The sequence below is a fragment of the Vibrio sp. WZ-1 genome (genome assembly GCF_052037695.1).
Taxonomy (GTDB): domain Bacteria; phylum Pseudomonadota; class Gammaproteobacteria; order Enterobacterales; family Vibrionaceae; genus Vibrio.
Genome location: NZ_JBQEQR010000055.1, coordinates 41951 through 56185, shown reverse-complemented (window position 1 = coordinate 56185; position 14235 = coordinate 41951). Strand labels below are relative to the sequence as shown.

Here is a 14235-nt window from a genome sequence, read left to right as displayed (position 1 = left end):
ACTTGGCTTTTATTTTTGTTGCCAACAGGAATTACTGCTCATTCTGTTCGGCATCTTCTCGTTTGATCACCTTGTGACCGTCTTCTGATACACCTTGTTTCCAATAGCTGCTGATGTAGATGTTTTCGCGGTCGACTTCTTTTTCATTACGGAAGTACTGACGCAGAGCACGCATGGAGTCAAACTCACAAGCACACCAAACCGCGGCTTCGCCAGCTTGCCACTCAAGCTCACGAACTTTGTCGGCTAAAGGCTGTTCGGTGACCCAATGAATCTCCATACCTTGTGGTGCTTCTAGAGGTTGAATATCTGCTTCAGAAATTACGCTGATCACGGCATAGCCTTTTGCGTCTTCTGGCAGAGTGCGAATCTTCGCTGATAGTGCTGGCAACGCTGTCATATCCGCAGCCATAAAGAACCAGTGCGCTTCAGTGTTTAGATTTGAGATACTGCCAGGACCGACAATGTTGATGCTATCACCTTCTTTTGCCGACATTGCCCAACGTGCTGCAAAGCCACATTGTAAGTCTTGAGTGATGTGGCGTACGAAGTCGACTTGAATCGTGCATGCTTGTGGATCGAAGCGGCGAATGGTGTAGGTACGCATAACTGGGCGATTCTCTTCAGTGAAGCCTTGAATGTCCGTACCGCCGGTTTTGTTGAACAGCAGCTTGATGTAGCTGCTTTCGCAATCTCGTGGGAAGTTGCTTAGTGCCTCACCTTGCAGGGTAATACGCTGCATGTTGGGCGTTACAGTTTGTGTGTTGATAACAACGAGGCTTTTTGGTTGTGGTTTCTTTTTCATTTTAGTTCACACTTTAATTATATGATAATTATTATCTTTCTCATCTAGCTTGGCGGTATCTTGCTGCTTCAGATAGCGTCTTTAAGTAAATTTACACTGTGAATTGAGGTTCAGTAAGCAGAACCTACGACAGGCGATGGGGAAAAGATAGGTAGGCAGTTAGTTGCACACTGGAGAGGAATGTAGGATTAAAGAAGGGCACCGAAGTGCCCATATTGGGATTATTGGGTTTGTTCGAGCAGATGCGTTTTCAGGAAACGATCCATCGCTTGGTAGCCATCAAGACGATTTTCGAGAGAGCGGAAACCATGTCCCTCATTTTCTTTGACGATGTATTCCACTTCAACGCCACGGTCACGTAGTGCATCCACGATCTGGTCAGATTCACTCTTCACAACACGTGGGTCTTTCGCGCCTTGTAGAACCAATAATGGTGCTTTGATTTTGTCTACATGGAACACTGGCGAGTATGCTTTCATCATTTTTGCGTCTTCTGGGTTATTCGGATCGCCAACTTGTTCATGCAGCATGGCTAGGAATGGTGCCCAGTAAGGTGGAATAGAATCCATGAAGGTGAATAGGTTCGAAACGCCAACGTAGTCGATACCACACTTGTATAGATCTGGCGTGAATGTCACACCGGCCAATGTGGCATAGCCACCGTATGATGCGCCGTAGATGCACACTTCACCATCTTTGGCGTAACCTTGGTCAATCGCCCATTTAACGCCGTCAGTAATGTCATCTTGCATCGACTGACCCCACTGCTTAAATGATTTTTCCCAGAACTCACGGCCATAACCTGTTGAGCCGCGGAAGTTCATTTGCAGTATGGCAATACCGCGGTTAGCAAACAACTGAACTTCTGGTTGGAAGCCCCAGTGATCACGAGCCCAAGGACCGCCGTGTGGCAGTACAAGCAGTGGCAAGTCTTTCGCTTCACGACCTTTTGGTAACGTTAAGTAGCCATGAATGGTTTCACCATCACGAGCGGTATAAGTGATTGGCTTCATCTTCGCCATGTATTCTGGCTTATGCCACGGGGCGTTTTCTGCCAGTTTTTCTAACGTGTCAGTATTTCTGTCATAGTAATAGTAGTTTGGACGGTCGACGTCGCTGTAGGTTACGACGATCATCTTGCTTTCGTCACGAGTCATATTATTCACGGAGATTTCTACGCCTGGTAGTTGCTCTTGTAGACGTTCAAAGGTTTCTTCGTAGCCCTTATCAAGGAAATGGTACTGACGCTTGTCTGTCACATAAGAGATAGACGCTAATTTATTGAGCGCATTAGAGTAACTAGCGTTGGTCACGTCAACTTCTGGGTGAGAGAAGATCTCGCGTACCTCTTTGTTTGCTTTTACATCGTATTCGATGATCGCAGATTTATCGCGTGTGATACGAGAAGCGACATACAGGTTCTTGTTGTCTGGAGTGAAGGAAATGGGAGAGAAGTTTTCTTTAAAAGTCAGACTCTTCAATAGGCGGAATTCTTCATCTACCGTATCACGATAGAGTACTGCTGTATTGACGCCATCGGAGGTTGAAATGAATCGAATATTGCCATCGTGATCTGTCCCCCAGTCGCGTACGTTACCAGGGTTTTGTGCAACCAGCGTGCTCTTACCAGTTTTCAAGTTGTGACGATAAACATCAAACACTTGAGGATTCCGCTCGTTGGTTGAGAGGAGAATGTCATCTGGTTGGTTTTCCAACGTGTCAATGACATAAGCCACAACGTCAGACGTTGGCGTGATGGTTTTCTCTTCACCAGTTTTCACATTGACCGTGACGAGATAGAAGTTTTCATCACCGCCCGTATCGCGGGAGTAAATAATGGTGTCATCACCAACCCAGTAGTGGTAAGCGATATCGCGGCCTGTAATTGATGTAATGCGTTTAACTTCCTCTGGCTTGCCAACAGGATGAACAAACACATTTTTACGGTCTTGCCACGGTTTCATCATTGAAATGTAATCGCCAGCGGGGGAGATTTGGTAGCTAGAGACTTCAGCATTTCGGAAGAAGTAATCAACCGGATATTCTGGTGGAACCACTTCTGCAATAGTGGTGGTCGAGGTTTGGCTACAACCCGAGACGAGTAAGCCAAAAGCGGTAGCAAGAATGAGCTTGCGAGTTCGCATGGTATAACGCTCCTTGTGTGACGGACCTGTCAGCATCGTGCTTGTCGGTCAGAATGATTGGGGTGTCGCGGTTAAGAAAGAAAAGCGACAAAGCAGTGAAAGAGAAGCCAAAATCGAATGTATCGATAAAGCTTATGTTTGATGGTTTTAATATTCCTTTCACTGCCATTGCTACTATGACCCAATCCAACTCTATAAGTGGCGATTATTTGTACTTACCGAACAAAGGACTAGCCAAAACTTGGTATAAATCACACTTATCCTTGCTTTTTGTCATTTATATCATTGGGATAGTCGACAAAAGCAGAAGAGCAGCCATGGAATAGTTAAAGCTTTTGATTCGCTTGGATGTGGTTAACCAACGTTGAAGTTGCATGCCAGCGGCAGTCCAAAAAGTAACGGATGGTAAGTTCGCCAAGCAAAAGATACCTGCAATGAAAGCGAGTTCAAGCCAAGAGCCACCACTGCTATAAACCGTGATGGCGGTAAGTGCCATAGACCAACCTTTTGGGTTCACCCATTGGAAGGCCACCGCACCTAAAAAGCTCATTGGCTGATAATTGTCTTTGACTTCGGTTTTACTGCTGGTGGCAATTTTGTACGTGAGGTACAACAAGTACGTCAGGCTCAAAATTTTGAGAACACGATGTGTGATTGGGTAAGCGTGGAATAAGCCCATCAAACCAATACCAACTAAAATCAACATCGCGGCAAAACCCAAAGTAATACCTAACATATGAGGGATAGTGCGTTTAAAGCCGACGTTAGCGCCCGAGGTCATAAGCATGATGTTGTTCGGGCCAGGTGTGAAGGTCGAGACAAACGCAAATAGCGCCAACGCTCCAAGTTGATGATATTCCATAGTGTGTTCCTGAATTTTTGTTACTGCCACTCATTGGGGCAAAGGATTACATTTTCTGACCGGTCGAGAACAATGATAGGTAGAACTGCTATCAATTTTGTGCTTATATTTGATTAAAATACGCCCATTAAACAATAAAAGAGCACCATGGATAGGTTTGACGAAAGAATATTGCAAGTAATGAAATTGGACGGAAGAATCTCCAACGTGGAGCTGTCTGAACGTGTGGGATTATCACCATCTGCGACTTTACGTCGAGTGCAAGATTTGGAGCGTAAGGGGGTGATCAAAGGTTACCGTGCGGTGTTGGATAACCAGCAAATGGGCGTTGGTTTTGTCGCTTATGTATCGATTGGTTTAGCATCCCACTCGAAGCAGGCTCAGCTTGGTTTTGAAGATCACGTCCGCTTTGTTGATGAAGTTGTGGAGTGCCATAACATCACTGGCGCGAACGAATACTTGCTACGAGTTGAAACTCAAGACTTGGCATCTTATAAAGCTTTTCATGCCGATGTGCTAGGGGAGTGTGAACATGTTAAAGCGATCACGACGATGGTAGTGATGGATACTCCGAAGGACCAACGTTAGGCTACCCATTGTTGTAGTACGTATATTTGAAGTGCGTCGAAAGACTACGTCGAGTATGGTGGTGGTTAACATTGAATGCTGGAAAGAAGCCAGCAATCTGACACAGCCAGCATTAATTCTCACCGTCTAAATAATCTCATCCTGCTAGCTTTGCTACATCGCGACTTGGTTCGCGAGTAGTGAATCAGCAAATTTAAGGATGAATGATGAAATCATACGTAACCCTCCCTCTGGTGAGCTTGGGCGCAGTCGCGGCTTTAAGCTCTTTTAATGTCAATGCCCATGGCTGGGTCGAGTTTCCAAGCGCACGCCAAAACACCTGTTATTTAGATGGCGGATTTTGGACCAATGAAATTCCAAACCAAGCTTGTCAGGCGGCTTATGACGAATCGGGTGCATACCCATTTGTGCAGCGCAGTGAAATTGCCGCGAATGTGCCAAATTACCGCGATATGGCCCATGTAAAAGCTATCGTACGTGACGGTGAGCTTTGTTCGGCGGGTGATGCTGCTAAGAAAGGTTTAAATATCCCATCGTCAAACTGGCAGCGTACCAATGTAACGCTAGATACCAATAACCAAATTGAGATGGTGTTCTTTGGTAAAGCGCCACATAACCCATCTTATTGGGAGTTTTATCTTTCCAAACCAACTTATGATGATACACAGCCTCTTACTTGGAATGATTTAGAACTGATTGATACCGCGGGTGATGTGTATGTTGATGCCGAAAAACGTTATCGAATTCAAGTGACCTTCCCAGCCGATCGCTCAGGTGATGCCATTCTTTATACCCGTTGGCAGCGTATTGATGTCGCGGGTGAGGGTTTCTACAACTGTAGTGATATTACGTTAAGCGGAAATGGGACAATACCTCCGACTGACCCAGTCGAACCAACTGATCCGGCAAACAACCTGACTTCTTTAGGCTATTTTGTGGCGCAAGGTTTTGGTCCTGTTGAATTGGGCGATACCGTACGTTTCCGTACCTTTAGTGCAACAGGCTCTGAGATCGTTGATCTTTCGCTTGCCATCAGTGCAAACAACACCACAACGTGGGCAGCAGAGTTAGCGGATCAATTTAACTCACAACAAACGGGCGATTGGTACGTAGGCATTTGGCATGAAGCGATGAAACATTACATGTTCGATACTAATAATATCTACGCGAACCAAGTACTGGCGCCGAATGTCAATTTTAGTTATGCGCTGTCATTGATTAAAGGTGATACCACACCACCAGTTGAGCCGACCAATCTTTGGAGCAAAGATGCTATTTACAACCAAGGTGATGTTGTGACGCACAACGGTCGTGAATGGACAGCACAATGGTGGACGCGTGGCGAAGAGCCTGGTACCACGGGTGAATGGGGCGTTTGGCGCTAATTTATTTCCATTCCAAATAGCAAAACCCTTCTAGATAGAGAAGGGTTTCTTGCTTCTGATTATACACTTTTGTTTTTCAGACTATCGGGAAGCCAAGGTTGCCAGTTCATCATCCTATGGTCTGCTAGTTTGAGCATTGGGATATCTTCATGAGTATCGCCATACGCATATATCGCTTGATACTTGTTTAAATCAAAAGCGGCTTTGACACGTTCCACTTTTCTACTCAAGCTGCAATCACCGCTCAAGTAGAAGCCACTAATTTGTTTGCTATCGCCAAGCAATTCGCTACAAAGTAATTGATAACCCAGACTTTTACACCAAGGGCTTAGGTAGGCGTTAAGTGAAGCAGAAACCACGACAATGGTATCACCTTGTGTTTGATGCCAGTCCAGTCGGGCTTGAGCTTCGGGACGAATGTGTTGAGTGATCACCTCTTGTGCGAATTGTGCCCCCAAAGCACTGACTTGTTCGGTACTGCGCCCTGAAAAAGCAATAAAGCTGGCGATAGGTCGCATTCGTTTTGCCGGAATAATTCCAGTCTTGAAAAGGGCGTAAAATGGCATGATCACCACATTCCCGAACCACTTACGCGGGCCAGAGACTGCATAGTGAAGGAATGCGCTAAACATGTCCTCGTCAGTGATGGTGCCATCAAAATCAAACAGTGCTAAAGCGGGCTTTCGAGAGTCTGACAATCTGTTGCCTTATGGTTTAATGTGCGTGTCCGTGGGAGAAGTTTATCACCATCACGCCCGCAGCGATAAGTGCCATGCCAATCCACAAGCTGGTATCCATATGTTGGCGGTACACCAATTGAGAAATTAAGGTGACAGACACAATAGCGAGTCCTGCCCAAAGTGCGTGAACAATACCAACGGGCATACCCCCTTTCATTGCTTGGGCTAAACAAACGAATGCAGCCAAGTGCCCCAGTAAAACAAGCGTTGCAGGTAGTGGTTTGCTGAAACCATCGGTTGCCTTAAGTGCTACATGTGAAAGGGCTTCTGCGCCCACGCCTAAAAGTAAGAAAAACCAGCTCATTGTTATCATTCGTCTTCGGTAGTTGTGGAGTACGGCTAGTATATTGATGACTTCTAGAATGATAATCCTCTCGATTATCAAATTACTTTTACCCATTTGTAATAATCAAGATTACATACGCTTACAACTCAAGACGAGATCAGAAGATACACTCCTGCCCGACTTCAATTCGTTATAGGGTAGAAATGGATGCGAAAACTGTGGTTCTCCATAATATGTGCGTTAGTCGTGACCGGTTGTGATGATGATGGTTTTACAACAGAAAAGTTAGATAACTTTCGCGATCCTCGTGCGAATTATGAATTGCAGTCCGTGGAGTTTCTGACTGCTTCAATTACTGATGCCATCAGCTTGGACGTACGAGGTTGGGAAGTTGAGAACTTATCGAGGAAGGTTACATTTACCATCGATCAGATCACAACCAATATTTTGTGGTCTTTTAACGCAAGAGATCTTATTCACTTGGGGCAGTTAGTCCCTGAAGTCGGAGACACAGTAAGTGCGTCAATAATGGGTTATCAGTTGATGCGTATTACACCAGACGTCATTTATGTCTCCACAAATCAACAGGTGGCTCATTTAGAGTATTCGGCAAATATCATCGAATCACGAAAAGGAATAAGTGAGTACTATTTGAGTGAGGCTGATACTGACATTGCTCTCGTTGTGTACGCCGAGGGTGTCTCTTTAGAGATATTTGGCGAGTTGTACCGAGCACATTACTTTGAAGGTAGCGATTCCTACCAACTCCGTTTTGAAAGTAAGGAAGTTGATGGGAAAAGTCAGCTTGAACAAGTCTCCATCGAGCTAAATGGGGATACTGTACGACTGGAGAAAGGGAGCAGCACCTATGATGGATGGCAGAATCATGATGTTATCTCTCATCGTGAACTATTTGAATACAATCGCAAACAGAACACCCTCTCAATCCAATAGTTTTTTATGAATTATTGAAGTCATGGTCAGATCTATTTCTGAGTAACAGTTGGGAGACTCGCTCAGAGGCCATGACTTCAATTTCTTTTGCGCTTCACCTAGACCCTTTATTGCGCACATGGGGAAAGTTAGTATTTCTTTTCCCCGTTTTTCTTAACTTGTTCCTCGGAATAACACGGAAGTCGAAAATCTAGCGGTAGAAAACCGCCAGCCAAATTGTTTCTTGCTCGGGATCAGTCCAGCTCACGCGATGCTTGGTATGGGCAGGAATGTTGACGTGATCGCCCGTCTCTAAACGTTTTACAGAACCATCTTCATAAGTCAGTTCGCCTGCGCCTTGTAGAACCAATACCCATTCATGTTCTTCTTGATCGTACCATTCGCCCTCTGGCGTGGTTTGCCCTTTTGAGACAATACGCTCGATGCGCAGTTGTTTATGTGTGAGTAAATCTTCGAACACTTCTTCACTCAGATCACTGGGCAGGTCTTTAAACAGATTCATAGCGCTTCCTAAATAACGATCAGTCCAAATGGTGTGAGCAGTTGTTCTTGCTGCCAGTCGCAGATCTTAACACCGTATAAAGAGACGCGGCGAATGTCCAAGCCTTCTAAATCGACGTGGGTAAGATCGCTCTCCTCTATATTAAAGCTGCCCCATTGTTCTCGACTGAATTCTCCTCTCGATAAGTCAGAGCCTTTAAAGCTTGCGCCCATCAGATTGGCGCCGTTCCATCGGTTCTCAAACAGGTCGCATTTCTCGATTAATGCACGCTCAAAGTTGGTGTAAGCCAAGTTACAGCCCGTAATGTAAGCGATACAAAAGAACACAGTGTTGCTGACACGATTAGCGAAGTTAGCACTTTGAAAGTTTGCGCCTTTCAAATCACACTTACGCAGTTCGATGCCGACGCAGTCTGCACCATTGAACTGAGACATGGCCAACATACAGTTGCTGAAACTTGCATCTTTGAGTTTGGCATAGCGGAAACTGCAGCCTTCTATGTCGCTCGATTGGATAAAGCGGCAATCAATAAACTTTGCATCACTGAGATCAGCATGGTCGAAATTGCACTGATAAAAGCGGCAGTTTTCAAAAGTGGCGTTTTGCAAATCTTGGTGAGAAAAGTCTTCCTGTTCGAAAGTGAGATCGGTCTTAATCATGGCTATTTATCTTTTCTTTGTTCGTTGGAAGCAGACTACCACTCTAAGTGAATGATTTTCCAGAAATATAACTTGTTGTATTTCAATGCTTTACAAAGGCCGAAAATCGCCAATTTAAGCGGTCAAACTGGCGTTTTAAGGCTTAGGTTTTTCAAAAATAAAACGAGTCTATTCAGAAAAAAGTTTTGTTTAGTACAGAGGCTTACAAGAGAAATACTTTTTGAAGTGCGATGCACTCTTCTCACACGCACAATTTGCATTACAGGATTGTGTCCTATTTGCATGATTTGTTGATCGGTATGGCGGTTTTGTATACGAAAAAGTCATATTTTTTACAAATTGATTTCCATCAAAAAAGTAGGGTTTCTATGTGCTAGATTGCGCGCAGCTCAAGAATATAAAAACTAATAAGCCCTACAAAAGGAAATAACAATGAAAAAAACAATCTGCAGTCTAGCAGTGGTTGCTGCGTTAGTATCACCTCAAGTATTAGCTCACAAAGAAGGTGATTTTGTATTACGTGTCGGTGCTGCGTCGGTTGTGCCAAACGACAGCAGTGACAAAATTCTAGGTTCTCAAGAAGAACTTAAAGTAGATTCAAATACTCAACTAGGTTTGACGTTTGGCTACATGTTTACCGACAACATCAGCTTAGAAGTATTAGCAGCGACGCCATTTAGTCATGACATTTCTACTGATTTGCTCGGCTTAGGTAACATTGCTGATACTAAGCACCTTCCGCCAACGTTTATGGTGCAATACTACTTTGGCGATGCACAAAGTAAGTTCCGCCCTTACGTGGGTGCAGGTCTAAACTACACCATGTTTTTTGACGAAGGCTTCAACAGCAAGGCGAAAAATGTAGGTCTTACGGATCTCAAATTGGATGATTCATTTGGCCTAGCGGCTAACGTGGGTGTTGATTACATGATCAACGAAAGCTGGTTTCTAAACGCATCTGCATGGTATGCAAACATTGAAACAGAAGCGACGTACAAGTTTGGTGGCACAGCACAAAAAACTGATGTGAAGATCAACCCTTGGGTGTTCATGATCAGTGGCGGTTACAAGTTCTAAGAACAAGCAGTAGCAAAAGAACAATAATATTATTGGCATGACTTTTAGGGGCAGTTGCGGGGATTGCCCCTCTTTTTTGTCTATCTTTTCTGGGTTTCTTTTCCTTCCTCATATCTGTTTTCTTTCCTCATATTACTACGCCAGTGATGCTCCATTTTGGCATTTGTAAACGCATGGCTTAAAAGATGAACTTTCTGTTAATTCTCAATTGCTGAGAAAGGCGCAAATTTACCATAGCTAGGTTTTGAAATTGTTCTGATAAATTCGATTGGAAGTGTTCGGTTAATTATTAATCTAATACGGAAATAAAAATTACAAAATGAAGCTAAGGATTGGCTGACTAAGGAAAATTGCTCGTAAAGTATGGATTTTTACACGAGTATTTTTGGGTTTTGCTGCCTTTAGCTGAGAAAAATGTCTTTATTTTTCAATCGATAGACAGGAAGAACTTAAAATGAAAGGAACCACACTCATTGCAGTATTTGCTTCGGCAGTTTCACTGTTCTCGTACAGTGAGAAAATAAGTGCGGCAGAGGAATTTATTACTATCGGCACGGGTGGTCAAACGGGCGTTTATTACGTTGCAAGCCAGTCGATTTGTCGTTTCGTCAACCGCGGCGCTGCAGACCACAGCATTAAATGTAATGCACCAGCCAGTGGTGGTGGCGTGGCAAACGTCAATGGTTTGCGCAGTGGCGAGTACAACTTCGGCATCATGCAGTCAGACCACCAGTACAAAGCCCTAGAAGGTGTGGCTCCTTTCCAAAATAACCAACCTATGACGGGCATTCGTGCCGTTTTCTCACTACAAAGTGAAGTGTTCACTATTCTTGCGCGTAAAGACGCAGGCATCATCAATTTCGACGACTTGAAAGGCAAGCGCGTCAACATTGGTAACCCTGGTTCTGGTCAACGTGATACGTTTGAACAAGTGATGCAAGCGAAAGACTGGTCGCAAGAAGTATTCAGTTTGGTGTCCGACTTAAAACCAGCAGAACAAGCTTCTGCAATGAGTGACAACAACATCGATGCAATGAGCTACTTTGTCGGCCACCCAAACGGCGCGATTCAAGAAGCCTCAACCACAACGGATGCGGTGCTAGTACCAGTGACTGGTCCTGAAATCGACAAGTTACTTGCTGAGCGTGCTTACTTCACCAAAGCAACCATTCCGGGCGGAATGTACCGTGGCAACCCGAACGATACGCCATCTATCGGCGGCAAAGCGGTGCTCTCAACCACAGCAGAAACCGATCCTGAGTTGGTGTACCAACTGACGAAATCTGTGTTCGACAACCTAGACCGCTTCAAGCGTCTGCATCCAGCATTTAAAGACCTGAAAGAATCAGAAATGATTGAAGTGGGTCTGTCTGCACCACTGCATGAGGGTGCGGTGCGCTACTACAAAGAGCGCGGCTGGTTGTAAGTAACTCTTAGAACCTTCAATTTTTAGCAAGCGCTGTGATGGGTTCGCAGCGCTTGCTTCTCTGTTGTTTGTGAGAAAATTATGGATAAGACGATCTCCACGTCCCATGCTGACACGCATCCGAGTGAGCTGTCGGCAGAAGAACTTATTGCCCAAGATGTGGGTGCTCGCCTGCCAACCGGAATCATGGAAAAGCTGATTGTGGGTTTGGCGTTACTCTGGTCTCTGTTTCAACTTTGGATAGCGTCTCCGCTGCCCTTTATTGTTGGCTTCGGTGTGATGAACGACACCGAAACGCGCGCTATTCACCTTGGCTTTGCCTTGTTGCTTGCCTTTCTTGTCTTCCCCGCTTTTAAGCGCTCCCCGCGCGACCGTGTTCCTGCCTTCGACATCATGTTGGGTTTGATTGCTTGTGCCTCTTCGCTGTACTTGTTTGTTATGTACGAAGCACTAGCACAACGTCCGGGCAGCTTAACCACGGAAGACTTTGTTACCGCGTTGATTGGTTTGCCTTTGCTTTTAGAAGCGGCGCGTCGAGTATTGGGCCCAGCATTGCCTGTGATTGCGCTGGTGTTTATCGGCTACAGCTTGGCAGGCCCATACATGCCGGGTTTATTGTCCCACCGAGGCGTGCAGTTGGATGCGTTGGCTAACCACCAGTGGATCACTACAGAAGGTGTGTTTGGTATTGCACTTGGCGTGTCGACCAGCTTTGTATTCTTGTTTGTTCTGTTTGGTGCGTTGTTAGAACGCGCTGGAGCAGGGCACTACTTCATTCAATTGGCATTTAGCATGTTGGGGCACTTGCGTGGTGGCCCTGCAAAAGCTGCGGTTGTTGCGTCGGGCTTAACGGGTTTGATTTCGGGCTCGTCCATCGCCAACGTAGTGACTACAGGTACGTTCACCATTCCGATGATGCGCAAAGTCGGCTTCTCTCCTGAGAAAGCGGGTGCGGTGGAAGTGGCGTCATCGGTGAATGGGCAGATCATGCCTCCTGTTATGGGCGCCGCAGCATTCTTGATGGTGGAATACGTCGGCATCCCTTATGTAGAGATCATTAAGCACGCATTTTTACCTGCCGCAATTTCTTACATCGCCCTTCTTTATATTGTTCATCTAGAAGCGCTCAAGTTGGGCATGCAGCCAATTGATGCTGCACGTTCAAAACCTTGGCTAGCAAGACTCACGGGTTTTGCATTTGGTGCGGTGTTGATTTCTGGTTTGTCGATGGCGGTCTACTATGGTTTAGGATGGTTGAAGCCGGTATTGGGTGACTTTGTTCTACCGGGAATGGCATTGATTCTTGCGGTGGTGTACTTGGCGCTGCTAAAAGTCGCCGCAAGTAATGAGCCACTACCAGAAGAAGATCCAGATGCTCCGCTAGAACAGTTACCAAATACGCGCGCAGTCTTGTTGTCTGGCTTGCACTACCTACTGCCTGTGGTGGTGTTGGTGTGGTGTTTGATGATCGAGCGCTTGTCTCCGGGGTTGTCTGCTTTTTGGGGCAGCGTGATTCTGGTGGTGATCGTTCTGACTCAACGTCCTTTGCTGACTTGGATGCGTAAAGACGGCAAACACGATTACGGCAACTTTAAAGACGGTTGTATTGATTTGCGTGAAGGCTTGATTGCTGGCGCGCGTAACATGATCGGCATTGGTATCGCGACGGCCACCGCAGGCGTAATTGTTGGTGCGGTATCGCAAACGGGTGTTGGCTTAGTCTTGGCTGATTTGGTTGAGATGTTGTCGATGGGCAACTTGCTACTCATGCTGATGCTTACCGCCGTATTGAGCTTGATTCTAGGCATGGGCTTACCAACCACGGCGAACTACATCGTGGTATCGAGCTTGCTAGCACCTGTTATCGTCACGCTGGGTCAACAACACGGTTTGATTGTGCCATTGATTGCGGTGCACTTGTTTGTGTTTTACTTCGGCATCATGGCGGATGTAACGCCGCCAGTGGGTTTGGCTTCGTTTGCTGCTGCGGCGGTGTCGAAAGGGGATCCAATCAAGACGGGCTTAACCGCGTTTTACTACAGTTTAAGAAGCGCAGCTTTGCCGTTCCTGTTTATCTTCAATACGGATTTGTTGTTGATTGACGTGGATTGGGCGCACGGCATCGCCATCTTTATTATCTCTACCATTGCGATGTTGATATTCGCAGCGGCGACGCAAGGTTGGTTCCTGACTCGTAACCGTTGGTACGAGGGCGTGTTGCTGCTGCTCGTGGCATTTACCTTGTTCCGTCCAGGATTCTGGATCGACATGGTGGTGGATCCGTACCAATCGAGCAATCCAGCTCAGCTGGCACAAACGCTTGAGCCGCTTGAAGAGGGCGGTGTACTAAGAATGCGTATCCATGGTGAAGATGCGGTAGGTAAGATGCGTGAGTTCTCGGTGCTGTTTTCGGTTCCTGAAGGGGAAACCGGGCAAGACAAGTTGGACGCACTTGGCATAGTGACTTATCAGCAAGGTGAGCAAACCCTAGTCGATATTGTCAGCTTTGCTAGTCCAGCAGAGGCGGCGGGATTGCAGTTCGACCAACAAATTGTCGATGTGCGTGTGCCAGTCGAGCGTTATCGCAAAGAGTGGATGTGGATTCCGGCAATGTTGCTGTTTGGTGTCGTGATTTGGTTGCAACGTCGACGTTTGACAATGCAGCTTGCCACAGCACATTGATAGTTAGGGATAAATAGCCACAAAGCCCCGTTAGAGCTAAGACTGACGGGGCTTTTTGTTAATCATAATATTTGCCATTTTTATAGGGCGTATCGTTACTTTATTGACCTATTCAATGCTTTGGG

The 14235-nt window shown here is 45.8% G+C and carries 13 protein-coding genes; 6 read left to right on the top strand and 7 right to left on the bottom strand.

Annotated features, from left to right (window positions below; translation table 11 throughout):
- Positions 1–31: 31 nt before the first annotated feature.
- The 3 genes from ACTS60_RS05210 to ACTS60_RS05200 form a co-directional block, all read right to left on the bottom strand.
- Positions 32–805 (bottom strand): siderophore-interacting protein, encoded by a 774-nt coding sequence (locus ACTS60_RS05210; RefSeq protein ID WP_440887400.1) that lies wholly within the window; start codon positions 803–805, stop codon positions 32–34.
- Between the two features lie 221 nt (positions 806–1026).
- A complete protein-coding gene (locus ACTS60_RS05205) occupies positions 1027–2949 on the bottom strand; it encodes a prolyl oligopeptidase family serine peptidase (RefSeq protein WP_440887399.1) in 1923 nt (640 codons plus the stop codon).
- A 277-nt stretch (positions 2950–3226) separates the two neighbouring features.
- A complete protein-coding gene (locus ACTS60_RS05200) occupies positions 3227–3811 on the bottom strand; it encodes a LysE family translocator (protein ID WP_440887398.1) in 585 nt (194 codons plus the stop codon).
- Positions 3812–3958: 147 nt separating this feature from the next.
- On the opposite strand from ACTS60_RS05200, the gene ACTS60_RS05195 reads away from it, so the two are divergent.
- Complete coding sequence (locus ACTS60_RS05195) at positions 3959–4399, top strand: Lrp/AsnC family transcriptional regulator (protein ID WP_440887397.1); 441 nt, start codon at positions 3959–3961, stop codon at positions 4397–4399.
- A 206-nt stretch (positions 4400–4605) separates the two neighbouring features.
- Positions 4606–5784, top strand: coding sequence for a lytic polysaccharide monooxygenase (locus tag ACTS60_RS05190; protein WP_440887396.1), 1179 nt, complete (start codon positions 4606–4608; stop codon positions 5782–5784).
- Between the two features lie 59 nt (positions 5785–5843).
- Here the strand turns inward: ACTS60_RS05190 and ACTS60_RS05185 are convergent, their stop codons facing one another.
- Both ACTS60_RS05185 and ACTS60_RS05180 read right to left on the bottom strand, forming a co-directional pair.
- Positions 5844–6482 carry an HAD family hydrolase gene (locus tag ACTS60_RS05185; RefSeq protein ID WP_440887395.1) on the bottom strand — a complete coding sequence of 213 codons (639 nt, stop codon included), beginning with the start codon at positions 6480–6482 and terminating at the stop codon, positions 5844–5846.
- A 16-nt stretch (positions 6483–6498) separates the two neighbouring features.
- Positions 6499–6828, bottom strand: a complete 330-nt coding sequence (locus tag ACTS60_RS05180; protein WP_005428450.1) for a DMT family transporter — start codon at positions 6826–6828, stop codon at positions 6499–6501.
- A 189-nt stretch (positions 6829–7017) separates the two neighbouring features.
- Between ACTS60_RS05180 and ACTS60_RS05175 the strand changes: the two genes are divergently transcribed.
- The gene (locus ACTS60_RS05175; protein WP_440887394.1) at positions 7018–7764 is read left to right on the top strand and encodes a hypothetical protein; all 747 of its coding nucleotides are present in this window, start codon (positions 7018–7020) and stop codon (positions 7762–7764) included.
- A gap of 190 nt (positions 7765–7954) precedes the next feature.
- Here ACTS60_RS05175 and ACTS60_RS05170 read toward each other — a convergent pair whose 3' ends face one another.
- Together ACTS60_RS05170 and ACTS60_RS05165 are read right to left on the bottom strand one after the other, a co-directional pair.
- Positions 7955–8266: a cupin domain-containing protein gene (locus tag ACTS60_RS05170; protein ID WP_440887393.1), complete on the bottom strand. Its 312-nt coding sequence runs from the start codon at positions 8264–8266 to the stop codon at positions 7955–7957.
- Between the two features lie 8 nt (positions 8267–8274).
- Positions 8275–8925 (bottom strand): Qnr family pentapeptide repeat protein, encoded by a 651-nt coding sequence (locus tag ACTS60_RS05165; RefSeq protein WP_440887392.1) that lies wholly within the window; start codon positions 8923–8925, stop codon positions 8275–8277.
- Between the two features lie 432 nt (positions 8926–9357).
- On the opposite strand from ACTS60_RS05165, the gene ompW reads away from it, so the two are divergent.
- The 3 genes from ompW to ACTS60_RS05150 all read left to right on the top strand — a co-directional run bounded on the left by ompW (position 9358) and on the right by ACTS60_RS05150 (position 14110).
- Positions 9358–10002, top strand: coding sequence for an outer membrane protein OmpW (ompW, locus tag ACTS60_RS05160; protein WP_440887391.1), 645 nt, complete (start codon positions 9358–9360; stop codon positions 10000–10002).
- Between the two features lie 454 nt (positions 10003–10456).
- Positions 10457–11428: a TAXI family TRAP transporter solute-binding subunit gene (locus tag ACTS60_RS05155; RefSeq protein WP_440887390.1), complete on the top strand. Its 972-nt coding sequence runs from the start codon at positions 10457–10459 to the stop codon at positions 11426–11428.
- Positions 11429–11509: 81 nt separating this feature from the next.
- Positions 11510–14110, top strand: coding sequence for a TRAP transporter permease (locus ACTS60_RS05150; protein WP_440887389.1), 2601 nt, complete (start codon positions 11510–11512; stop codon positions 14108–14110).
- The last annotated feature ends 125 nt before the right edge of the window (positions 14111–14235 follow it).